This is a genomic window from Mannheimia granulomatis, assembly GCF_013377255.1.
GTDB lineage: Bacteria > Pseudomonadota > Gammaproteobacteria > Enterobacterales > Pasteurellaceae > Mannheimia > Mannheimia granulomatis.
In genome coordinates this window covers 1,835,579-1,855,924 of sequence record NZ_CP016614.1, presented here as the reverse complement: position 1 = coordinate 1,855,924, position 20,346 = coordinate 1,835,579, and the positions used below count along the sequence as shown (strand labels likewise).

At 40.2% G+C, this 20,346-nt stretch carries 21 protein-coding genes and 1 other RNA gene; 15 read left to right on the top strand and 7 right to left on the bottom strand.

Annotated elements, in window-relative coordinates; translation table 11 throughout:
• Window positions 1–101: 101 nt before the first annotated feature.
• On the bottom strand, window positions 102–659 hold the full coding sequence (locus A6B41_RS08605; RefSeq protein WP_027074046.1) for a UPF0149 family protein: 558 nt from the start codon (window positions 657–659) through the stop codon (window positions 102–104).
• Between the two features lie 79 nt (window positions 660–738).
• Here A6B41_RS08605 and A6B41_RS08600 point away from each other — a divergent pair, with 79 nt between their 5' ends.
• The 7 genes from A6B41_RS08600 to A6B41_RS08570 all read left to right on the top strand — a co-directional run bounded on the left by A6B41_RS08600 (window position 739) and on the right by A6B41_RS08570 (window position 7,156).
• Complete coding sequence (locus A6B41_RS08600) at window positions 739–1,029, top strand: cell division protein ZapA (RefSeq protein WP_027074047.1); 291 nt, start codon at window positions 739–741, stop codon at window positions 1,027–1,029.
• 104 nt (window positions 1,030–1,133) lie between these two features.
• A non-coding RNA gene (gene ssrS, locus A6B41_RS08595) (6S RNA) lies at window positions 1,134–1,328 on the top strand.
• The gene (locus A6B41_RS08590; RefSeq protein ID WP_027074048.1) at window positions 1,329–1,907 is read left to right on the top strand and encodes a 5-formyltetrahydrofolate cyclo-ligase; all 579 of its coding nucleotides are present in this window, start codon (window positions 1,329–1,331) and stop codon (window positions 1,905–1,907) included.
• The gene (locus A6B41_RS08585; protein WP_027074049.1) at window positions 1,904–2,692 is read left to right on the top strand and encodes an IclR family transcriptional regulator; all 789 of its coding nucleotides are present in this window, start codon (window positions 1,904–1,906) and stop codon (window positions 2,690–2,692) included. Before A6B41_RS08590 ends, A6B41_RS08585 begins: the two co-directional genes overlap by 4 nt.
• A gap of 126 nt (window positions 2,693–2,818) precedes the next feature.
• A complete protein-coding gene (gene putP / locus A6B41_RS08580) occupies window positions 2,819–4,333 on the top strand; it encodes a sodium/proline symporter PutP (protein ID WP_027074050.1) in 1,515 nt (504 codons plus the stop codon).
• A gap of 72 nt (window positions 4,334–4,405) precedes the next feature.
• Window positions 4,406–5,563, top strand: a complete 1,158-nt coding sequence (locus tag A6B41_RS08575; protein WP_027074051.1) for an MFS transporter — start codon at window positions 4,406–4,408, stop codon at window positions 5,561–5,563.
• A 186-nt stretch (window positions 5,564–5,749) separates the two neighbouring features.
• Window positions 5,750–7,156: a cytochrome-c peroxidase gene (locus tag A6B41_RS08570; protein WP_027074052.1), complete on the top strand. Its 1,407-nt coding sequence runs from the start codon at window positions 5,750–5,752 to the stop codon at window positions 7,154–7,156.
• 69 nt (window positions 7,157–7,225) lie between these two features.
• Here the strand turns inward: A6B41_RS08570 and rsmI are convergent, their stop codons facing one another.
• On the bottom strand, window positions 7,226–8,098 hold the full coding sequence (gene rsmI, locus A6B41_RS08565; RefSeq protein WP_027074053.1) for a 16S rRNA (cytidine(1402)-2'-O)-methyltransferase: 873 nt from the start codon (window positions 8,096–8,098) through the stop codon (window positions 7,226–7,228).
• A gap of 83 nt (window positions 8,099–8,181) precedes the next feature.
• Here rsmI and A6B41_RS08560 point away from each other — a divergent pair, with 83 nt between their 5' ends.
• The 4 genes from A6B41_RS08560 to dolP are packed head-to-tail and all read left to right on the top strand — an operon-like array spanning window position 8,182 to window position 11,443.
• Entirely contained in the window at window positions 8,182–9,903 is a 1,722-nt protein-coding gene (locus tag A6B41_RS08560; RefSeq protein ID WP_027074054.1) for a penicillin-binding protein activator, read from the top strand.
• A complete protein-coding gene (locus A6B41_RS08555) occupies window positions 9,878–10,249 on the top strand; it encodes a YraN family protein (RefSeq protein WP_027074055.1) in 372 nt (123 codons plus the stop codon). Before A6B41_RS08560 ends, A6B41_RS08555 begins: the two co-directional genes overlap by 26 nt.
• 9 nt (window positions 10,250–10,258) lie before the next feature.
• Window positions 10,259–10,843 carry a D-sedoheptulose-7-phosphate isomerase gene (locus A6B41_RS08550; protein ID WP_027074056.1) on the top strand — a complete coding sequence of 195 codons (585 nt, stop codon included), beginning with the start codon at window positions 10,259–10,261 and terminating at the stop codon, window positions 10,841–10,843.
• Window positions 10,844–10,852: 9 nt separating this feature from the next.
• The gene (gene dolP / locus A6B41_RS08545; protein ID WP_027074057.1) at window positions 10,853–11,443 is read left to right on the top strand and encodes a division/outer membrane stress-associated lipid-binding lipoprotein; all 591 of its coding nucleotides are present in this window, start codon (window positions 10,853–10,855) and stop codon (window positions 11,441–11,443) included.
• Window positions 11,444–11,509: 66 nt separating this feature from the next.
• Here dolP and argE read toward each other — a convergent pair whose 3' ends face one another.
• The 4 genes from argE to rdgC are packed head-to-tail and all read right to left on the bottom strand — an operon-like array spanning window position 11,510 to window position 14,982.
• Window positions 11,510–12,655: an acetylornithine deacetylase gene (argE, locus tag A6B41_RS08540; RefSeq protein WP_027074058.1), complete on the bottom strand. Its 1,146-nt coding sequence runs from the start codon at window positions 12,653–12,655 to the stop codon at window positions 11,510–11,512.
• Window positions 12,656–12,667: 12 nt separating this feature from the next.
• Entirely contained in the window at window positions 12,668–13,441 is a 774-nt protein-coding gene (locus A6B41_RS08535; RefSeq protein WP_027074059.1) for a DUF998 domain-containing protein, read from the bottom strand.
• A 9-nt stretch (window positions 13,442–13,450) separates the two neighbouring features.
• A complete protein-coding gene (locus A6B41_RS08530; protein ID WP_027074060.1) occupies window positions 13,451–14,062 on the bottom strand; it encodes a beta-phosphoglucomutase family hydrolase in 612 nt (203 codons plus the stop codon).
• Window positions 14,063–14,073: 11 nt separating this feature from the next.
• A complete protein-coding gene (gene rdgC, locus A6B41_RS08525; protein WP_027074061.1) occupies window positions 14,074–14,982 on the bottom strand; it encodes a recombination-associated protein RdgC in 909 nt (302 codons plus the stop codon).
• 87 nt (window positions 14,983–15,069) lie between these two features.
• On the opposite strand from rdgC, the gene proC reads away from it, so the two are divergent.
• Window positions 15,070–15,888 carry a pyrroline-5-carboxylate reductase gene (gene proC / locus A6B41_RS08520; RefSeq protein ID WP_027074062.1) on the top strand — a complete coding sequence of 273 codons (819 nt, stop codon included), beginning with the start codon at window positions 15,070–15,072 and terminating at the stop codon, window positions 15,886–15,888.
• Window positions 15,885–17,039 carry a 3-phenylpropionate MFS transporter gene (locus A6B41_RS08515; protein ID WP_027074063.1) on the top strand — a complete coding sequence of 385 codons (1,155 nt, stop codon included), beginning with the start codon at window positions 15,885–15,887 and terminating at the stop codon, window positions 17,037–17,039. The genes proC and A6B41_RS08515 overlap by 4 nt, the downstream gene beginning before the upstream one ends.
• Window positions 17,040–17,094: 55 nt before the next feature.
• Here the strand turns inward: A6B41_RS08515 and A6B41_RS08510 are convergent, their stop codons facing one another.
• Window positions 17,095–17,307, bottom strand: a complete 213-nt coding sequence (locus A6B41_RS08510) for a cold-shock protein (protein WP_027074064.1) — start codon at window positions 17,305–17,307, stop codon at window positions 17,095–17,097.
• A 364-nt stretch (window positions 17,308–17,671) separates the two neighbouring features.
• On the opposite strand from A6B41_RS08510, the gene proQ reads away from it, so the two are divergent.
• Entirely contained in the window at window positions 17,672–18,205 is a 534-nt protein-coding gene (gene proQ, locus A6B41_RS08505; protein ID WP_027074065.1) for an RNA chaperone ProQ, read from the top strand.
• A gap of 101 nt (window positions 18,206–18,306) precedes the next feature.
• A complete protein-coding gene (gene prc, locus A6B41_RS08500) occupies window positions 18,307–20,319 on the top strand; it encodes a carboxy terminal-processing peptidase (RefSeq protein ID WP_027074066.1) in 2,013 nt (670 codons plus the stop codon).
• The last annotated feature ends 27 nt before the right edge of the window (window positions 20,320–20,346 follow it).

Genomic DNA, 20,346 nt, shown 5'->3' with positions numbered 1-20,346 from the left:
CCTTTAATTTTGATTATGCAAGCGGTTATTTTTCTTGAAAATTTTGCATCTAATTTAATTGGTGTGGGGAATAGTGATTTGCCCCTACACCTAGTGTAGATTTAGTGTAATTGTGGTTTTTCCTTTGAGGCTGCCACACCTAATGCAAAATGGCTATGTAAGAATAGTGCTAACACACGTAGGTATTCTAACACTTCTTCGCCTGCTTCGAGCAGTTCCTCGTTATTATCATCGTCATTGTAACCTAATTTTGCGATTTCATCTAAATCATCAATAGCTTCACCAACTTCTTCTGTTTCTTGTTGCAATCTAGGTTGAGATAAGCCCAAGCCTAGTAAGAAACTGTTTGTCCATTCAGAAATACCATCAGCAAGTGCAAAGCCATCCTCTTCATTTTCCGGTAACCAAAGGGAAAATAACGGGTTCGCTTCAGTAAAGCTCTCGGTTAATTGTTGATAAAATTCGCTTAAGGTTTGTAATGGTGCGACGGAAAAAGCGTGTCCGTCATTGGTAAATTGATAGGTGAGTGTTTTCCAAGAATCATCTTGAATACCGCCTGCAATTAATCCACATAAGAAACCATGAAATTCAGCGGGGGTATATTCAATCTGTAATTGAGTAATAAGTTGTTTAAATTCGTTAGAGGTGTTAATAGCCATAATTGTGTTATTTGTGATTTTGCTAAAGAATGGCATAATATAGCAAAAATTTTAGACCTTAAGTGAGGATTTCGTATTTATGTCGGCAAATAATATCGAATTACAGATTTTTGGACAGGTTTTACGCTTGCAGTGCCCTCCGGACCAACAAGAAAATTTATTGGCTTCTGCTCAGCGTTTGGAAGAGCGTGTGGCGACATTGAAAGAGCAGTCCGGTATTATTCAACTTGAAAAAGTGCTGGCGATAGTTGCACTTAATCTCAATTATGAATTAGAGCAGGCTCAACGTCAAAATGCGGAGAATAAAAATGTATTGGTTGCTTGCATTGAACAATTAGATAACTCACTCGGAAAATTTCAATCCAACTAGTTGATTTTTCATCGAATTGGTTAGTAATAAGGCTAAAAAGTCTAGAATTTGAAATTTTATTTTATTGAACACTAGGAAAATGAATTAAATTCCGTTACTATAAATCTTGCCTGGGGTGTGCGTTACAAGTTACGTCCCTGAGCCGATAATTTGAAACTTTGAGTCGGACATCTAATGCTGGTGAGCAAGCTTACCTTGAGCCAAAAGCCTAGAGTAAGAAGCCTAAAAGCAGTTAAGTTTGACTCCCTTGAACCGACTGGTTCAAGGACCATTACTGGTAGCGGCATCTCGGGTATTTTATGAATTTATCAACTATTACTGATCTTCGTAGCCAATTGCGGCAATCTATGCGGCTTAAACGCCAAGCGTTAACTTCAAAACAGCAGTTGCAAGCTGCTCAATCCATTATTCCTCAAGCCATTTCACTTATTGAATCGTATCAAGCATCGCATATTGCATTTTATTTGCCCTTTAATGGCGAAATTTCTCCCCAACCTTTAATGGAACAGCTTCTTGCTCAAGGAAAAAAACTGTATCTTCCTGTATTGCACCCTTTTACAAGCGGTCAATTATTATTTTTAAATTACAATTGCAAAACTTCGTTAAAAATGAACCGCTTGGGTATTCAAGAACCTGTTTTAGATGTAAGAAATGTGCTGCTATTGCCTGAATTAGAGATGATTTTCACCCCTTTAGTTGCTTGTGACAAAGCTGGAAACCGCCTTGGTATGGGGGGCGGTTTTTACGATAGAACCCTTGCACAAACCAAGAATGTGATTAGTGTAGGTCTGGCGCATCAATGCCAGCAAGTTGAACAACTACCTATTGAGAGTTGGGATGTGCCGCTAGACCATATTATTTTGGGAGTATCAACATGAAAGAAAAAAAAGAAAAGGAATCGGCAGGGAATCAAAGTTTAATTCGAGGCTTAACCCTGTTAGAACTTCTGGCTAAGTTTCCTAATGGCTGTCCGCTAGCACATTTAGCGGAATTATCCGGGCTGAATAAGAGCACCGTTCACCGATTATTACAAGGCTTGCAGCAAGAAGGTTATGTTCGCCCGGCACCAACTATGGGAAGTTATCGCCTAACGACAAAATGTTTGGCAATTGGGCAAAGAGCATTAAGCTCGATTAATATTTTGCATATTGCAGCCCCGCATTTAGAGGCACTAAATCTCAAATTAGGGGAAACTGTTAATTTTTCTATGCGTGAGAAAGACGAGGCAATCCTGATAAATAAACTTGAAGCAACAACAGGGCTGATGCGTACTCGAGCCTATATTGGACAGCGAGTGCAGCTCTATTGTTCTGCAATGGGGAAACTGTTTTTAACCTATGGCTCGGCAGAGTATATTCCTCAATATTGGCAAGAAAAATCGGCCGTCATCCAGCCTCTTACCGTTAATACGATTACGACCATTGAAGGAATGAAAAAAGAGCTTGCCGCTATTCGGGAAAAGGGCTTTGCGATGGATGCAGAAGAAAACGAGCTGGGGGTTTCTTGTATTGCTTGCCCGATTTTCGATCATCAACAAAAAGTGCATTATGCAGTGTCTGTTTCACTTTCTACCGCTCGTTTAAATCAGCTTGGGCTGGATAATTTACTACCGGCAATTCAAGAAACTGCTGATAATATTTCTGCTGAATTGGGTGGGCGATAATTTTGCGGGAATAGGTAACTATTCCCCATATTTCGATAAAAAACACAGGTTAAGTGTTGCCATTTTGATTATTTCAGGTAATCTTCTTCCCTTTATAAAATATCAACAAAATCTAAGGAATCATCAATGTTTGTTTTTGATCCAACAACAATAATGTTTGTTGTCTATATTTTAGGCATGATTGCAATTGGTTTTATTGCCTATCGTGTAACTAACAATCTTTCAGACTATATTTTAGGTGGTCGCCGTTTAGGTAGCTTTGTTACTGCACTTTCCGCAGGAGCTTCGGATATGTCAGGATGGCTCTTAATGGGACTGCCGGGAGCTGTTTATGCGGGCGGTTTGATTGAAGGGTGGATTGCAATCGGTTTAACTATCGGTGCCTATTTGAACTGGAAATTGGTTGCAGGACGCTTACGTTCACATACCGAACACAGTGGTGATGCTTTAACCTTACCAGAATATTTTCACAACCGTTTTGGCGATAAAACCCGCTTAATTAAAATTTTATCAGCGGTCATTTTTTTACTGTTTTTTGCAATTTACTGTGCCTCAGGCGTAGTCGCCGGTGCTAGAGTGTTTGAGAACCTGTTTGGTTTGCCTTATCACCAAGCGATTTGGTACGGTGCTATTGCTACCATTCTCTATACCTTTATCGGCGGTTTCCTTGCAGTAAGTTGGACAGATACTATCCAAGCTTCATTAATGCTGTTTGCTTTAATTTTAACTCCGTTATTTGTAATGTATAACCTTGGCGGTTTTGATGAAATGCAGGCATTAATCAGCCAAGCAGGTGAAATGGCACAAAAAGATTATAATGATATTTTCACAGGCACCAGTGTGTTAGGCATTATCAGCTTAATGGCATGGGGCTTGGGTTATTTTGGTCAGCCACATATTGTGGTGCGTTTTATGGCGGCAGAAAGTGTGAAATCACTAGAGAATGCCCGTCGCATTAGTATGACCTGGATGGTTATCTGCCTTGTCGGTGCCATCGGGATCGGCTATTTTGGTATGGCTTATTTCTTTGGTAATCCTGACAAAGTGGGTACCGTTAGCCAAAATTCGGAGCAAGTTTTTATTGAGTTAGCGAAATTGTTGTTCAACCCTTGGGTGGCAGGGATTTTATTATCGGCAATTTTGGCTGCGGTAATGAGTACTCTCTCTGCACAATTACTGATTTGCTCAAGTGCAATCACCGAAGATTTATACAAAGGTATTTTACGCCCTAAAGCGACTGATAAAGAATTAGTTTGGTTAAGCCGTTTGATGGTACTTGTGGTAGCAGCTATTGCTATTTATATTGCCCAAGATCCAAACAGCAAAGTATTTGGTTTGGTGCGTAATGCGTGGGCAGGTTTCGGTTCCGCTTTCGGACCAGTAGTACTGCTTTCACTTTTTTGGAAACGCATGAATGGCTTTGGTGCTGTGGCAGGTATGCTAACAGGCGCGTTAATCGTGCATTTCTGGGGGGATATTACCGCGCAATTTAATTTTCCTGAAATTTACTCAATGATTCCAGGCTTTATCAGTGCAATGGTGATGATTGTGGTGGTTTCTCTCTTAACACCAAAACCGAATCAAGAAATTTTAGATACCTTCGACCGTGCGAATAAAGCATATTTGGATGAAGTAAAATAATAGAAGAAGTGGCTTAGAAATAGGCCACTTTTTATTTGCAAAAAATCTCCCAAAACCAACCGCTTGTAAACTATGACAAATATTCTTTTAGCGATAATCTATCTCTCTTTCATTAGCCTTGGCTTGCCTGATGCGATTTTAGGAGCGGCGTGGCCTTCTATGCATCAACAGCTTTCGGTACCGCTTTCTTATGCCGGCGTGGTGTCTGTGATTATGTCAATTGGCACGATCTCTTCGAGTCTTATGTCGCAAAAACTAACCTATCACCTTGGCACAGGCAAGTTGATGGTGATTAGCGTGGCTTTAACTGCCTTAGGTTTATGGGGATTTTCTATCAGTAGCTCTTTTGAGATGCTTTGCCTTTGGGCGATTCCTTATGGCTTGGGGGCCGGTGCGGTGGATGCAGCGTTAAATCATTATGTCGCTCTTAATTACGCCAGCCGCCATATGAGCTGGCTACATTGTATGTGGGGAGTAGGTGCATCACTCGGGCCGCATATTTTGGGTATTGCCTTACTGCATGGAAAAGGTTGGGATTCGGGCTATTTTTACATTTCGTTGTTCCAATTAAGTTTGACGATAGTGTTATTTTTATCGCTGCCGCTTTGGAAAGATCGTAAACAGGCGGCATATTCAGAACCATCTACTGCTCCGTTACCGCTTCGAGAAGTGATAAAAATCCCCGGTGTGAAGTATGGCGTGTTAGCTTTTATTGGCTACTGTGGCGTGGAACAAACTGCCGGCTTATGGGCGAGTAGCTATTTTGTGTTGGCAAACGATGTTGGGGTCGAACAAGCCGCTGCTTTTGGTAGCTTGTTTTTTATCGGCATTACCGTGGGCAGGGCTGTGAGCGGTTTTCTTACGTTCAAACTCAGCAACCACCAAATGATCAAACTTGGCTTTAGCCTGATTTTAATCGGTATTGTCATTCTCTTCTTACCTCTTGGTAAATATATAACTTTGATCAGTCTGATTATTATCGGGCTAGGTTGTGCACCGATTTACCCTTGCTTTATCCATTCTACCCCCGATTTTTTTGGGAAAGAAATATCACAATCGGTCATCGGCATTCAAATGGCGAGTGCTTATATCGGCGTGTTAGCTTTACCCCCACTGTTTGGGCTAATTGCAAGTGTGATTGGCATTCAACTGCTGCCGGTTTATTTACTTATAATGTTTGGGGGGATGGTTTATGCTTATTGGAATCTGTTAAGAAAAATTGAGAAATAACAAGCGGTTATATTTTCTGAAAATTTTGCAGATTTTTGCCCTTATTTGTATTTTAAGCTAAGTTTTACCTCTTATTATCATAGTTTAAATAAATCAGATCTATTGATCTTGCTCAAACTATCATATTCACTTTTTGTTAATAATGAACACCCTTATACCTAGTTTTAATTATTAAGGGTGATTATTATGAAAAAATTCCTTCTTTCAAGTATTGCGGTTGCAGCAATCGGCTATTTTTCTTTAGTGGGGTATGCTGCTTACTTTGATAAATCCAATTCAGAAAAGCTTTTAGCTGCAACGGAACTGCCGGAATCACATAAAGCGGTTATGCAGGTAATGTATAAAAACGGTTGCCAGTACTGTCATACACCGAATGCAGAATTGCCGGCTTATGCTAAATTGCCTGTTGCAAATCAAATTATCACTAATGATATTACTACCGGAAATCGCTTTTTCCGTTTAGATAAAATGATAGAGGGAATGAAAGATCCAAGCCAATTATCAGAAGCAGATTTAGCCAAACTTGAGCAAGTGATCCGAAATGGTGAGATGCCGGCAGCGAAATATATCCATATCCATTGGAGTTCTCGTCCTGATGAATCTGAGAAAAAAGTGATTTTAGATTGGATTGAAGCTCAGCGTAAAGCTTATTTCTTACCGCAGAACACCGAGGGTGTGGATGCTAAAAATTTAGTTCAGCCTATTCCTGAAAGCTTGCCGACTCATCCTAAAAAAGTGGCTTTAGGTAAAGAAATTTACTTTGATGGGCGTTTATCTTTAGACGGTTCTATTCAATGCCATACCTGCCATTTATTGAATCAAGGTGGTGTAGATAATTTACCTGTTGCAGAAGGTATTCATGGTAAAAAAGGCGGTATCAATGCTCCATCTGTGTTTAATGCTGCCTTGAATAAATGGCAGTTCTGGGATGGACGTGCAAAAACGCTAGCCGATCAAGCCGGTGGCCCACCAACTAATCCTGTTGAAATGGGTTCAAACAGTTGGGAAGAGATTGTGGCAAAATTTGAGCAAGATGAGGAGTTCAAAAAACGCTTCTTTGAGGTGTATCCAAATATTTCGCAAGCTAACTTAACCGATGCGATTGCAGAATTTGAGAAGACTTTATTAACACCAAACAGTGCTTTTGATAAATTCTTAAAAGGCGATCAAACAGCATTAACCGAGGCACAGAAACGAGGCTATGAGCATTTTAAAAATGCGAAATGTGATACTTGCCATACCGGCAGCTTGATGGGCGGACAATCTTTTGAGTATATGGGCTTATATGGCGATTACTTTAAAGCTCGCGGTACCGAAATGACGGATGCGGATCAAGGTCGTTATGCTCATACTCAAGACCCTACTGATATGCACCGCTTTAAAGTGCCAACTTTGCGTAATGTGGCATTAACTGCGCCTTATTTCCACGATGCTTCAGCGAAAGACTTGAAAGAAGCGGTACGCATAATGGGGCATTTCCAAAGCAATAAAGACTTTACCGATGCAGAGCTAAATGAAATTGTGTCGTTCTTAGAAGCCCTAACCGGTGAATATCAAGGCAAATTGCTTACTAATGAGAAAATAGCAAAATAATGCTGAAATAATGGAAAAGCAAGCGGTGATATTTCGCAACTTTTTTGCAAAATATCACCGCTTGTATTACTACTCAAAATGCTCTAATCCATATTGATATAACGCATTTTTCTTATAGTCAAAGGTTTCTGCCACAATAGCAGCGGCTTTTTTAAGCGGAAGTTCTTGGCAGAGTAGTCGTAAAAGTTTTATCGCTTGGCTGGAAAACTCGGCTTCTTCTGAGGTAGGTTTGCCTTCTACAATCAATACAATTTCGCCTTTAATACGATTGCTATCTTCATTCAACCAATCCATTAAATTTTCTAAGCTATCGCCGTGAATGGTTTCCCACGTTTTAGTGATTTCGCGAGCCATGACTACATAGCGCTCTGCACCGAAGACACTTTTCATATCGGAAAGGGTATCTAAAATACGGTGGGTAGATTCATAAAAAATCAGTGTGCGAGGTTCATTTTCCAGTTCGGTTAATTTATCGCAACGGGATTTTGTTTTTGCCGGTAAGAACCCTTCAAAGCAAAAACGGTCTGAAGCAATACCGGATGCACAAAGAGCGGTCACGGCAGCACAAGCGCCCGGCAGCGGCACCACTTTAATGCCGGCTTGGCGGCAATGACGGACAAGATGAAAACCGGGATCGCTGATAAGCGGAGTACCGGCATCGGAAATGAGGGCGATATTTTCTCCTTTTGTTAATTTTTCGACTAAAATGACCGCTTTCTGCTGCTCGTTATGGTCGTGTAAGGCAAAAAACGGCTTTTTAATACCATAGTGACTGAGTAGTAAACCACTGTGGCGGGTGTCTTCGGCGGCGATTAAATCTACCATTGCTAAGGTGTCTAGTGCCCGTTGAGTAATATCGCCCAAATTACCAATCGGGGTGGCAACAATATATAAAATTCCGTAGTCTGAATGAGTTTCTGTTGAATTTTGTCTGTTTTTCATTTGCTTTTAGCTCATTTGATAAGTAAGATTTCATCAGTAAATTTTTTAAATTTAGCACATTATATTCTATAGAGGTAAATACAATGGCAACTATTTTAAATTTGAGTATGAAAAAGGCATTCGTACCCACTGCAATTGCTCTTCTCATTTCTGCCTGTACATCTGTGAATCCTGTTACCGAATCTATTAAAAACGAAGCATATTCAAGCTCAGAATTCTATATTAATAAAGCTGAACAAACCAAAGAGCAGGAAGATAAAATCTCTTATCAGCTCTTGGCCGTGCGTAAATTAATTGATGAAAATAAAGAGTATGAGGCACAAAATACTTTTAGTGAAATTTTGACTTCCGAGATGAATGAAGTACAAAAACTGGAATATGCATTAGTTTCTGCTCAATTAGCCGCATTGCAAGGTAAAAATGCACAAGCAAGTAGCCAATTAAAAGCGATTCAAGAACCATTATTAAGCTCAGCACAGCGTTTACGTTATATCCAAACTCAAGCCCGTATTGCGGAAAATCAGAAAGATGTGATTGGAATTGTGCGTGCGAGATCGCTTTTAAACAGTTACTACAAAATGAACCGTGAGCGTCAAGAAAATAATGATTTTATCTGGCAGACTCTGCGTGATGCTAACCGTGGAATGCTTGAAAAAGCCACGCCAGAGGCCGGTGAAATAGAACTGGCAGGTTGGCTGGCATTAATTAATATTTATAACCGAAATGTTACCACACCGGCACAAATGCCACAGGCAATCAATCACTGGAAAAGTCAATATCCAAGCCATAGTGCGGTAACGGTAATGCCTAGTGAATTACAGGGTATTAGTAACTTCCAACAAACGCAGCTAAACAGCGTGGCATTATTATTGCCATTAAGCGGTGATGCTAAAATTTTAGGGGATATTATCAAACGTGGTTTTAATGATGCCAAAGCAGAAGACCCAACAGCGGTGCAAACTTTTGATACTGATGCCTCAGATGTTAATTCGTTAATTGCACAAGCAAAACAGCAAGGGGCAAATATTATTGTCGGGCCTTTGCTCAAATCTCGTGTAGATGAAATGTTAAGCGGCTCAGAAATTCAAAATATTAACGTACTTGCTTTAAATGCGACCGAAAATGTCCGTAGCATTCCTCAAGTTTGTTATTATGGTTTATCACCTGAATCAGAAGCGCAATCCGGTGCGGAGAAAATGTTTCGTGACGGGCATACTGTGGCAATTGTTGCAGCACCGCAGGATGATTTTGGTAACCGCTCTGCTGAGGCATTCTCTAAACGTTGGCGTCAGCTAACTAAAACCGATGCGGATGTACGCTATTATAATCAACCGCTTGATTCCGTTGCCTCTATTCAAAATGCAGGGGTAACTAAAGCAGGTTTATATGTGTTAGGAAATGCAGAACAAGTACTGGAGATTAAACAAGGTATAGATAATTCAACCTTAAAAGAGCGTTTGGCTATTTATACCTCATCACGTAGTAATTCACCGAATAACGGCATTGATTTTTATACTTCTTTAGAGGGCGTAAAATTTAGTGAGGTTCCATTATTATCTGATACCTCTTCAGCAGAGTATAAAAAAGCAGAAAATCTGGCAAGCAGTGATTTCTCAATGATGCGTTTATATGCAATGGGGGCTGATGCTTGGGCAATTGCGTCTAAATTTAATGAATTCCGCCATATTCCGGGCTATAAAATTTCAGGTCTCACAGGGGAATTAAAAGCAGGACAAAATTGCAATATCGAACGTAACTTGTCTTGGATGCAGTATCGTAATGGAGCTATTCAACAAGCTGATTAATCGACGGAAGCAAGGGTCAATTTATGAGCAAAAAGCCCGAGAGTTTTTAGAAGCTCAAGGGCTTCGTTTCGTTGCTGCTAATCAATCCTTTAAATGCGGCGAATTGGATTTAATTATGCAAGACGGACAAACAACGGTATTTATCGAGGTTCGTCAGCGTAAAAGTAATCGTTTTGGCTCTGCGGTGGAAAGTATTGATTACCGCAAACAGCAAAAGTGGCAAAATGCCGCCAATATGTGGTTATTAAAACAAAATCAAAGCTTAGACACAGCAAATTGCCGTTTTGATGTGATTGCATTTGAAGGGAATCAACTACCTTTATGGATTCCTAACTTTTTAGGTTAGATAAAAATAATGTTAAATAAGATCCAAGACAGATTTACTGAAAGTATTCAAACTCAAATTTCAGCAGCAGAATTACTACCGCAAAAATTAAGTGATGCTGCAACTCGCATTGTAGAGTGTTTATTACGTGGGAATAAAGTGATTGTATGTGGTCATGGTCGTTCTTATGGCAATGCAGAGTTATTAGTAAGCCATTTATTGCATCGCTATGAATTAGAAAGACCTAGCTTTGCAGCGGTGCAATTGCAGCTAAACGGGATTTTAGCCGGTGTACTGGCTCAAGATCAGGAGCTGGATAGTCTCTATAAAAAGCAGCTACAAGCTGTGGCAAAAGTAGGTGATCTGTTTATTACATTTTCACCTATCGGCAATGAAGAAAGTGTGTTACAAGCCATTCATAGTGCAAAAAATCACGGCTTAGATTTAGATATTATTGCCTTTACAGGCAGTCGAAATGACCATACACTCGGTTTGTTAGATGAAAGTGATATTGAAATTTCAGCCCCTTCCACCAATGAATTAAGGGTAATTGAAAGTCATCATTTTTATGTGAATTTATTGGGTGAACTTATTGACCATTTACTTTTCTCGTAAGGAGATATTATGAATAAATTAGTAAAACATCTTTTAAAAGGCAGCTTGTTGACGTTAGGCTTTATTTCTTTACAAGGTTGTATTACCACAGCAGTTGTAACCTCTGCGGCAGTGGCAACTAAAGTCGCAACAGATCCTCGTTCAACCGGTACACAAGTAGATGATGAAATCTTAGAAGAAAAAGTAGCGTATAACATCAATAAGGATGAACAAATTAAACAAGAAGCCCGAATTAACGTGGTGGCTTATAATGGCAAAGTGTTGCTTATTGGACAAGCACCAAGTTTTGATGTAGTAGAGAATGCGAAAAATTTAGCCGCAGGAGCTGAAGGCGTAACTGAAATTTATAATGAGATTCGCCAAGGAGAGAAAATTGGTTTTGGTCAGGTTACGAAAGACAGTTGGATTACAACACAAGTTAAATCTAAACTCTTGGTAAATGGCGAAGTAAAGGCGACAGAAATTAAAGTGGTGACTGAAAACAGCGAAGTTTTTTTAATGGGGAAAGTTAGCCAAACTCAAGCTGATGCCGCAGCAGAAGCTGCTCGTAATGTCAGCGGTGTTACTAAAGTGGTGAAAGTTTTTAGCTACGCTCAGTAACAAAAAACGGGTTAGTTTTCTTAACCCGTTTTTTTTTGCAAAAAATTCTCCATTTTTGACCGCTTGTTAGCAGCAAAAATGATGAATTAATTTAGTCAGTAGCGTTTTAGTTGGCTCAATATATTTCAGCTCTAAAAATTCATCAGGCTGGTGAGCCTGTTCAATGGAGCCGGGGCCGAGTACTAAAGTGGGGCAGAGCTGCTGAATAAATGGCGCTTCGGTGCAGTAGTTGACAGCATCGCATTTCTCACCTAGTAATTTTTCTACCACTTGCACAATTTGGGCGGAGTGTTCACACTCATAGCCGGGAATGCCGTCGTGAAGATGGCGGATTTCCACCAAATCGCCATATTGTTCCAGCATAGGTTTTAAATGCTCGTGCACCATAGTGTATAAATCTTCCACCGCCATATTTGGCAACGGCCGCATATCAAATTGTAACTCACAGCAAGCGCAAATACGGTTGATCGCATCACCGCCCTGAATATTGCCAAAATTCATTGTGGGGTGAGTCACTTGGAACAGTGGATTATGGTATTTTTGGCGGAGTTCATCCCGCATTTTCATCAAATAGCCAATCGACTCGTGCATTAATTCAATCGCATTAATGCCTTTGCTTGGGTCGCTCGAATGTCCGCTTTTGCCGGTAATTCTTACTGCTTCGCCTACATGGCCTTTATGAGCACGAATCGGCTTAAGAGATGTCGGCTCACCGATAATGGCACAATCCGGACGAATGTGAGTGTGCTGAGCAAAAGTTTTCGCCCCCAGCATGGTGGTTTCTTCATCAGCGGTAGCAAGAATACGAATCGGCTTTTTAATTTGCGATAAATCCAGTTGGCTAATCACATCTACCACAAAGGCAAAAAAGCCTTTCATATCAGCGGTGCCTAAGCCGTATAATTTGCCCTCTTTTTCGGTAAGCCTAAATGGATTAAACGTCCATTTTCCGTCATCAAACGGCACGGTGTCGGTGTGTCCGGCAAGCAATAATCCCCCTTCGCCTTCGCCGAAGGTTGCCAATAAATTATATTTATTGCGGCTACCTTCCACCGCCAGAATCTCAGTTTTAAAGCCGAAATCGGCAAGCCAAGTGGCAAGCAATTCAATAAGAGAACGATTGGATAAATCTTCTTCCGCAATCAGACTTGAGATGGTTGGTAGCTCAATCAGTTGAGTGTAGCGTTGAATAAAGGGAATGTTGCGTTTCATTGTTTTTCCTGTTTAGGGTAATTTTCTTAAACGTTTAATAATGGCAAATCCGGCAAGAATTTCCCAAACCATAATAGTATAAATGCCGGTCCGCTCAATTAATGGGCTGAAAATAGTCGGTAGTAGTAATGTGACTAAAATACAGGCAAAACCGATAACGCCTGCGGTAATACTAAAGCGTTTGAAAAATTTCATTGAGGGGTGGTAAATATCCAAACCTGCAATCAACAGCGTGAGGTTGCCGATTAAAAAAGTAATGCTTGCGCCTAAGTTGTAAATGCCAAATTCGCCCCGCATGGTCGGTTGAATGCCGGCAATCAAAGAGCAGCCAATCGCAAAACAAAGTGATAATAGCAAGCCAATTACTCGCAATTTATTGTGTGTAATATGCGTAATGCCGATTGCATAAATAAAGAAAAAAACGACTGCTTGTATAATAAACATTGAGCTCATCACAATCGAAAGCGGAGACAATTGGCTGGCTTTGCCATCAATTATCGTACCAACAGGCACCATTAATTCTAAGGTGCTGTGGTGGAAATAGCTGGTGAGCGATCTTTCGCTAAATAAAATGGTAAAGTGTTCTGCCACTAAATAAAACAGCCCGCTAAAGCTGGAAATAATGGCGATAATAAAAATGAAAAACGCACAGCTTTTGCGTACGCAAGGGTGCATTAAAATCGGGTAAAATTTCACCCCAAATGAACCGCTTGTAAAATAGTTCTCAACTGTTTTGGAAATTTGAATCAGCTTTTGAACAAGGTGTTTAATCCATTCTGTTTTCATATTACTCTATCATGATTTGCAATTTGCCTTCGTAATTTGACCACTTCTTACATCAAATACGTCCATTCCAGCATTAAGGGCTGCTTGTATGCCTAAGTCTGCATCTTCAAAGACTAAGCAATATTGCGGTAGAACATTTAATTTTTCCGCACATTTTAAAAAGGTTTCAGGATGAGGCTTGTGATTTGTTACCTCATCTGCATTTACAATCACGGACACATAACGACTGAGCTGGAATTTTTCGTCTAATAATTCCACCATCGCTTTGTGTGAACCGGTGCCGATTGCCATCGGTTTTTTGCCTAAATTGGCTTTAACAATTTCGAATGTGGGTAAAAGAGTAGCATTTTCTAAAATCATTTTCATACCCAATTCACGTTTCATTTGTACCACTTGCTCTAAATAATGTTCAGGCATATTGGCTTGCTTCATCATTTCACGCGCGATCACAAAGGTAGTTGATCCACTTAGTTCATACATTGCTTGAGGATTCATCGGATAGCCTAGGGTTTCTCCTACTTTTTCCCATGCTTTAGCGTGGCTTGGCATGGTGTCGATTAAAGTTCCGTCCATATCGAAAATTAATGCTTGATATTGGTCGATAATATGTTGTTCTAACATGGCTTTCCTTTCTAAATTCTGGCTTTAATACCGCCAAATTCCTCGATGATTTTGCTTGTAAAGGCGCTGAGTTCTTCGGTCATCAGCAAGAAATCGGCATCAAAGCGTTGGGCGATATCTTCTTTTAAAATATCATCGTTTTTTTCACGCACTTCATCGGCAAATTTCAAGCGGGATAAGGTAGCATCTTCATTGAGTACGCAAGAAAAATGGGCTTCCCAATCAATTGCAAGTTTTGTGATAAATTTACCCGCTTGTAAATGTTGGACAATTTCTTCTGACTCTAAATCTTGGCGTTTGCAGCGAATGACACTGTCGGTATCAAAGGATTTGAGCTCTGCTTCTTCCAATAAGTTCAGCCAGCTTGGTGTATGTCCTTTAGCTACCCAGTTAGTCATCACTTCTGCCGGTGGTAGGGCAAAAGAAATCGGGACGACCGGCAATGAACCTAAGGTTTTACGCAATAGGGCAAGCGTATCTTCCGCCCGTTTGCTAGAGGCTGCGTCCACGTACACCAATTGGCTTTCCAAATCTAACCAAATGGCAGTGAATTGATGCTTGCTGAATGCTCGTGGCAATAATACCGAAACTGCTTGATCTTTTATTGCTTGTTTTTCGGTTTTCTTTAATTTACGGGCTTCTTTTTCTTCCAGCTCGGCAATGCGTTTTTCTGTTTCTGCTTTGATGATGTTGGCTGGCAATAATTTATCTTCTTTATGTGAAATCAATAAGAATTGTTTACCTTGTGAAAAATGCAATAAATCTGAACCTACAAGCGGGCAAGACCAACCGAATTTGCTCATATCGTGTTCGGAGCATGGCGTGAATTTCGTTTCTTGCAATAAGGCTTCCAAGGCATTATTTTCAAGTGAAAGCTCGCTGGTTAATTTATAGATCATAACATTTTTAAACCAAATCATTTTTGCATATCCTTTCCAAGGTGTAGAATGGGTGTAAAATACCGCTATTCTAGCAGACCCCAAACCGACACAGTAGAGAATTTGTTGATGAATGATAAAAAACTTGCCTTTATCGGCACCGGCAATATGGCGTATGCCATTATTCAAGGCTTATTGAAAAGCGGCTATCCTGCCACCCAAATGATAGCGTGCAATAAAAGTAATTTAGCCCGCCGTGAGGCATTACAAGCGGTCGGAATTGCCACACATTTTGCAAATATTGAGGCGGTTAAGCAGGCTGATGTGGTGGTGTTGGCAGTTAAACCGCAGATGATGGCGGAAGTTTGTGCTGAATTTGCCGAGGTGGATTTTTCCGAGAAATGGGTAATTTCCGTTGCTGCCGGAATTTCGGTGGAACGTTTGGAAGCATTGTTGCCTACGGCGAAAAATATTATCCGTACTATGCCGAATACACCTTCGCTTATCGGTGAGGGAATGACAGGCTTATTTGCGAAAAAATCGGTAAATTCGACCGCTTGTGAGTTTGCTGAAAGCTTGATGTCCGCGGTCGGTAAATGTTATTGGGTAGAATCGGAAGATAAAATCAACCAAATCATTGCGATTACCGGCTCAAGCCCGGCATATTTTTTCCGCTTTATGGAAGCAATGCAGCAAAGTGCAATGCAAATGGGCTTTAGTGAGCAAGATGCCAGACTTCTCGTGCAATCTGCAGCTCTCGGGGCGGCAAAATTAGTGGTGGAAAATCTGGAAACGCCACTGGCTACTTTACGCGAAAATGTGACCTCAAAAGGTGGCACAACGGCTAAAGCCCTTGAGGTGTTTGAGCAGGCTAATTTACAAGAGACAGTGGATAAAGCGATGTGGGCGGCAATTCACCGAGCGGAAGAAATGGAGCAATCGCTATGATGGTTTCACCTTTTAAGTGGACGGCATTTAACTATTTTGGCTATTTTTGTGCCTACGGTGTGCTGATTCCTTTCCTGCCGGTGTGGTTAAAACATCACGGTTATTCCACCGAAACTATCGGCTTATTGGCTGCAATTGGGTATTTATTCCGCTTTTGTGGCAGCATGCTTGCCTCACAACGTGTGAAGCAGGTAGGGCAATTGATTCCCACTGCTCGTTATTTGACATGGTTTAATCTTTTGGCTGCCTTGTTATTGGCCTTTTCCGGGGAAAATTTTTGGTTACTTTTCCCTGTATTAATGCTGTTTCAGATTTTTAATTCGGGCGCTATGCCGATTGCAGACAGTATTGCCTCTATTTGGCAGCGCCAGATCGGTCTAGATTATGGCAAGGCAAGATTATTTGGCTCTATTGCTTTTGTGGTTGGATCGCTATCTGCAGGGTACTTGATTGGAGTATTCGGGCAAGATGTGGTGGTTTGGGTAATTATTGGCTTTTTGGCTTTGTTGGGGCTTGGGCAATTAGCTTCGCCTACAGTCGGTTTTGAGGCAAAAACGGCTACAGCGACAGGTTCAAGCATTACCTATCTTCAATTATTAAGAGAGCCGGAAACTTTAAGAGTGATGATAGCCGTTTCCCTGATTTCAGCTTCGCATGCGGCTTATTACACCTATAGCACTATCCATTGGTCTAACGCCGGTATTTCAACGCAAATGACAAGCTTGCTTTGGGGCTTAGCGGTTGCGGCAGAAATTTTGTTCTTTTTAGTCTGTAAGCGGTTGTTTAAATCGTGGAAAATTAGCCATTTAATGATTTTATCTGCTGTGTTTGCCATTATCCGTTGGGCAACGATGGCAAGTACGACGGCAATTTTGCCGATAATGATGGCACAAATCTTACATTCGGTAACTTTTGGGGCTTCACATATTGCAGTAATTCGCTATATTTCTATGCAATCGGCAGAGCGAGTGACTAAGTTGCAAGGGCTTTATTTTGGCTTGGCAAGCTGTGCGGTAATGGCGGTGTTTACCTTTGTAGCGGGGATCTTATACCAAAGTTCTCCAAGTTTGACTTTCTACTTAATGGCAGCTTTTGTGGTGCCGGCAATTTTTATTATGCCGAAGAAATTTGAAGTACAAATTACAAGATAAAGAATACAAAAATGCCGACATTACGTCGGCATTTGTCAAAATAACTCGTTGAAAATTAGATTGTTTTCACGTTGATTGCTGATGCGCCACGTTCTGAATCTTGGATTTCGAATTGAACTTTTGCACCATCTTCTAATGTACGGTAACCACCGTTTGCTTCAATTGCAGAGAAGTGAACGAATACGTCTTTTCCGCCTTGATCAGGGGTAATAAAACCAAAACCTTTAGTTGAGTTGAACCATTTTACGGTACCGGTAACTGCTGACATAACATTTTCCTTATATAAATGTAAAAAGTGATAAAAATAGCTAAACGGGATATTACAGGCGTATCTATCAATCACTTGCCTTGAGGAAAATAACTAACAAGATTCAACTATTAATTAACGCACGAACAGCTTGTGCCATTACAACACTTATTCATTTTTTACGCAAACAATTTTTATACATTTATGAACATTAAGGCAAAAAAACAGTCTATCGTTTTTGTAAAACGAATATGCGATTTATATGGACGAAGCCTTATAAATCAAATATAGTATCCAGTTAGATTTAACTTTATCTAACGTTTAAATTTTATTTAATTGATTAAATGGAACTATTATGTCAGAACAACTTATGTCGGAACAATCTATGTCAGAGCAACAAAAAGTAGAACAAACACAGAATAAAACCAACCCAACTACAAAAGAAGTAATCGCTTATTTATCAGAAAAATTCCCACTTTGTTTTAGCCTTGAAGGTGAGGTGAAACCCTTAAAAATCGGGCTTTTCCAAGAGTTGGCGGAAGCTTTGGCAGGGGATGAAACAGTAAGTAAAACCTTATTACGTCAAGTATTACGCAATTACACCAATTCTTGGCGTTATTTAGCGGCTTGTCAACCCAATGTCGCGCGTGTGGGTTTACAAGGCGAAGAAGCCGGAGTGGTAACAGAGCAAGAAGCTGCACACGCTTCAGAAACTTTAGCGGCAGCTAAAGCTGCAGTGGCTGAACGTAAGGCTCAAGAACGTAAAGCACAGCGTAAAGAGTACTTTAAGCAAAAAGCCCGTGAAGAAAATGCGAAAAAACGTACAGATATAAAAGCGAAAAAAGCAGCATCGGATAATTTACCAAAAGCATCAGATGAAAGTTTAGCGGCTTTGGCAAGTAAATTTGGCCGTAACTAATCCTCTTGCTGAGTTTTTTGGGCTATTTTACTGTTTCACAAGCGGTTGATTATTTGTAAAAAATTGCAAATTTATGACCGCTTGCACATTTGGAAAAGAATATGAAATTAAAAGAATTGAATAAAATTGTTGCACTTGGCTTGGGCTTTTTTATCGGTACTGTTTGGGCTGTTCAGCCGGATATTAAAGAGAGTGCGATTATTATTCCAAAACCTAATGAACAACATAGCTTATCAACAAAGCGTGTTACCGCTCGTTTAACGCAGTCTCATTATCATAAATTCCAATTAAATGATGAGTTTGCGGGCAAAATTTTTAACCGTTATATTGATTGGCTTGACCCGACACACACTACTTTTCTTAAATCGGATATTGAGGAAATGCGTGTGAAATATGCATCTACCTTAGATGACGATTTATATGCAGGTAAATTAGATGCGGCATTTTCTATGTATGAATTAATGTCTAAACGTCGTTATGAGCGTTATCGCTATGCATTATCGTTACTGGATAAAGAGCCGGATCTTAAAAGTGCCGATCAAATTGAGATCGATCGTGAAAAAGCCCCTTTCCCGACAACAGAACAAGAAGCAAATATGTTGTGGGAACAGCGTGTTAAAAATGACATTATCAATTTATATCTGAAAGATAAAAAATGGCCTGAGATTAAGAAAACATTGATTAAACGTTATAACTTCGCCATTAAACGTTTAACACAGTCGAAAGCGGACGATATTTTACAAACTTATTTAAATTCGTTCTCGCGTGAAATTGACCCACATACCAGCTATTTATCGCCTCGTGCGGCAAAAGCTTTCCAAGAGAGTATGAACCTTTCATTAGAAGGGATTGGAGCGACTCTTTCACAAGAGGATGATGTTACAACGATTAAATCTTTAGTTCCCGGTGCACCCGCTTCTAACAGTAAGAAACTTGCTGTTGGCGATAAGATTGTCGGGGTTGGTCAAGGTGATAAAGGCGAAATCGAAGATGTTATCGGTTGGCGTTTAGATGATGTAGTCGATAAAATCAAAGGTAAAAAAGGGACAAAAGTTCGCTTAGAAATTGAGCCGGCAAAAGGCGGTAAAGCGAAAATTATTACTCTTGTACGTGATAAAGTCCGTATTGAAGATAGTGCGGCTAAATTGACTGTTGAAAAAGTAGAAGGTAAGAATGTAGGAGTGATTAAGATCCCAACGTTCTATATCGGCTTAACTGCAGATGTTCGTAAGCTCTTAACCGAAATGGATAAGAAAAACGTTGAAGGGGTAATTATTGACTTACGTGAAAATGGCGGTGGTTCACTAACGGAAGTGATTGAGTTAACCGGCTTATTTATTAAAGACGGTCCGGTAGTTCAAGTGCAAGATGCCTTTAATCGTATTAAAGTCCATGAAGATCCGGAATCTAAAACAGTATATGACGGTAAAGTGATGGTGATGATTAATCGCCATAGTGCTTCAGCCTCTGAAATTTTTGCCGCTGCAATGCAAGATTACAACCGTGCTATCATCGTGGGACAGCAAACCTTTGGTAAAGGAACGGTGCAACAGAGCCGCTCACTGAACTTTGTGTATGACTTAGATCAGGAACCGCTCGGTTTTATTCAATATACGATCCAAAAATTCTATCGTATTAACGGTGGCAGTACCCAATTAAAAGGGGTGGATGCGGATATTAAATTCCCTGAAATTATCAATGCAGAGAAAACAGGCGAAAGCTTTGAAGATAATGCTTTACCTTGGGATAAAGTACCGGCTGCAACTTATAAAGAGACGGGTAATGCAAGAAGTGCGGTCTCTGCTTTGACAGCGAAGCACGAAGAGCGTATTGCGAAACATCCTGAATTTATCGTGTTAAATGAAAATATTGCTATTCGAAAAGATCGTGATGAGCGTAAGTTTTTATCATTAAACTTAGCGGAGCGTTTGAAAGAAAACAAAGCTGATGATGATAAACGCTTAAAAGATATCAATGCCCGTTTTGCTCGTGAAGGGAAGAAAGCATTAAAAGATATTGATGATTTGCCAAAAGATTATGAAGCGCCGGATTTCTTCTTAAAAGAAGCTGTGCAGATGATGGTAGATTGGTCAGAAATTGCTAAAAAGTCATAAATGTGTTTATAATATAAACATTACATG

Coding starts and splice junctions, on each gene's coding strand:
- A6B41_RS08570 (WP_027074052.1), top strand. CDS start 5,750: ATGAAAAAATTCCTTCTTTCAAGTATTGCGGTTGCAGCAATCGGCTAT.
- A6B41_RS08585 (WP_027074049.1), top strand. CDS start 1,904: ATGAAAGAAAAAAAAGAAAAGGAATCGGCAGGGAATCAAAGTTTAATT.
- putP (WP_027074050.1), top strand. CDS start 2,819: ATGTTTGTTTTTGATCCAACAACAATAATGTTTGTTGTCTATATTTTA.
- rdgC (WP_027074061.1), bottom strand. CDS start 14,982: ATGATTTGGTTTAAAAATGTTATGATCTATAAATTAACCAGCGAGCTT.
- A6B41_RS08605 (WP_027074046.1), bottom strand. CDS start 659: ATGGCTATTAACACCTCTAACGAATTTAAACAACTTATTACTCAATTA.
- A6B41_RS08515 (WP_027074063.1), top strand. CDS start 15,885: ATGATGGTTTCACCTTTTAAGTGGACGGCATTTAACTATTTTGGCTAT.
- A6B41_RS08560 (WP_027074054.1), top strand. CDS start 8,182: ATGGCAACTATTTTAAATTTGAGTATGAAAAAGGCATTCGTACCCACT.
- A6B41_RS08600 (WP_027074047.1), top strand. CDS start 739: ATGTCGGCAAATAATATCGAATTACAGATTTTTGGACAGGTTTTACGC.
- A6B41_RS08550 (WP_027074056.1), top strand. CDS start 10,259: ATGTTAAATAAGATCCAAGACAGATTTACTGAAAGTATTCAAACTCAA.
- prc (WP_027074066.1), top strand. CDS start 18,307: ATGAAATTAAAAGAATTGAATAAAATTGTTGCACTTGGCTTGGGCTTT.
- argE (WP_027074058.1), bottom strand. CDS start 12,655: ATGAAACGCAACATTCCCTTTATTCAACGCTACACTCAACTGATTGAG.
- A6B41_RS08510 (WP_027074064.1), bottom strand. CDS start 17,307: ATGTCAGCAGTTACCGGTACCGTAAAATGGTTCAACTCAACTAAAGGT.
- proC (WP_027074062.1), top strand. CDS start 15,070: ATGAATGATAAAAAACTTGCCTTTATCGGCACCGGCAATATGGCGTAT.
- dolP (WP_027074057.1), top strand. CDS start 10,853: ATGAATAAATTAGTAAAACATCTTTTAAAAGGCAGCTTGTTGACGTTA.
- rsmI (WP_027074053.1), bottom strand. CDS start 8,098: ATGAAAAACAGACAAAATTCAACAGAAACTCATTCAGACTACGGAATT.
- A6B41_RS08530 (WP_027074060.1), bottom strand. CDS start 14,062: ATGTTAGAACAACATATTATCGACCAATATCAAGCATTAATTTTCGAT.
- A6B41_RS08590 (WP_027074048.1), top strand. CDS start 1,329: ATGAATTTATCAACTATTACTGATCTTCGTAGCCAATTGCGGCAATCT.
- proQ (WP_027074065.1), top strand. CDS start 17,672: ATGTCAGAGCAACAAAAAGTAGAACAAACACAGAATAAAACCAACCCA.
- A6B41_RS08555 (WP_027074055.1), top strand. CDS start 9,878: ATGGAGCTATTCAACAAGCTGATTAATCGACGGAAGCAAGGGTCAATT.
- A6B41_RS08575 (WP_027074051.1), top strand. CDS start 4,406: ATGACAAATATTCTTTTAGCGATAATCTATCTCTCTTTCATTAGCCTT.
- A6B41_RS08535 (WP_027074059.1), bottom strand. CDS start 13,441: ATGAAAACAGAATGGATTAAACACCTTGTTCAAAAGCTGATTCAAATT.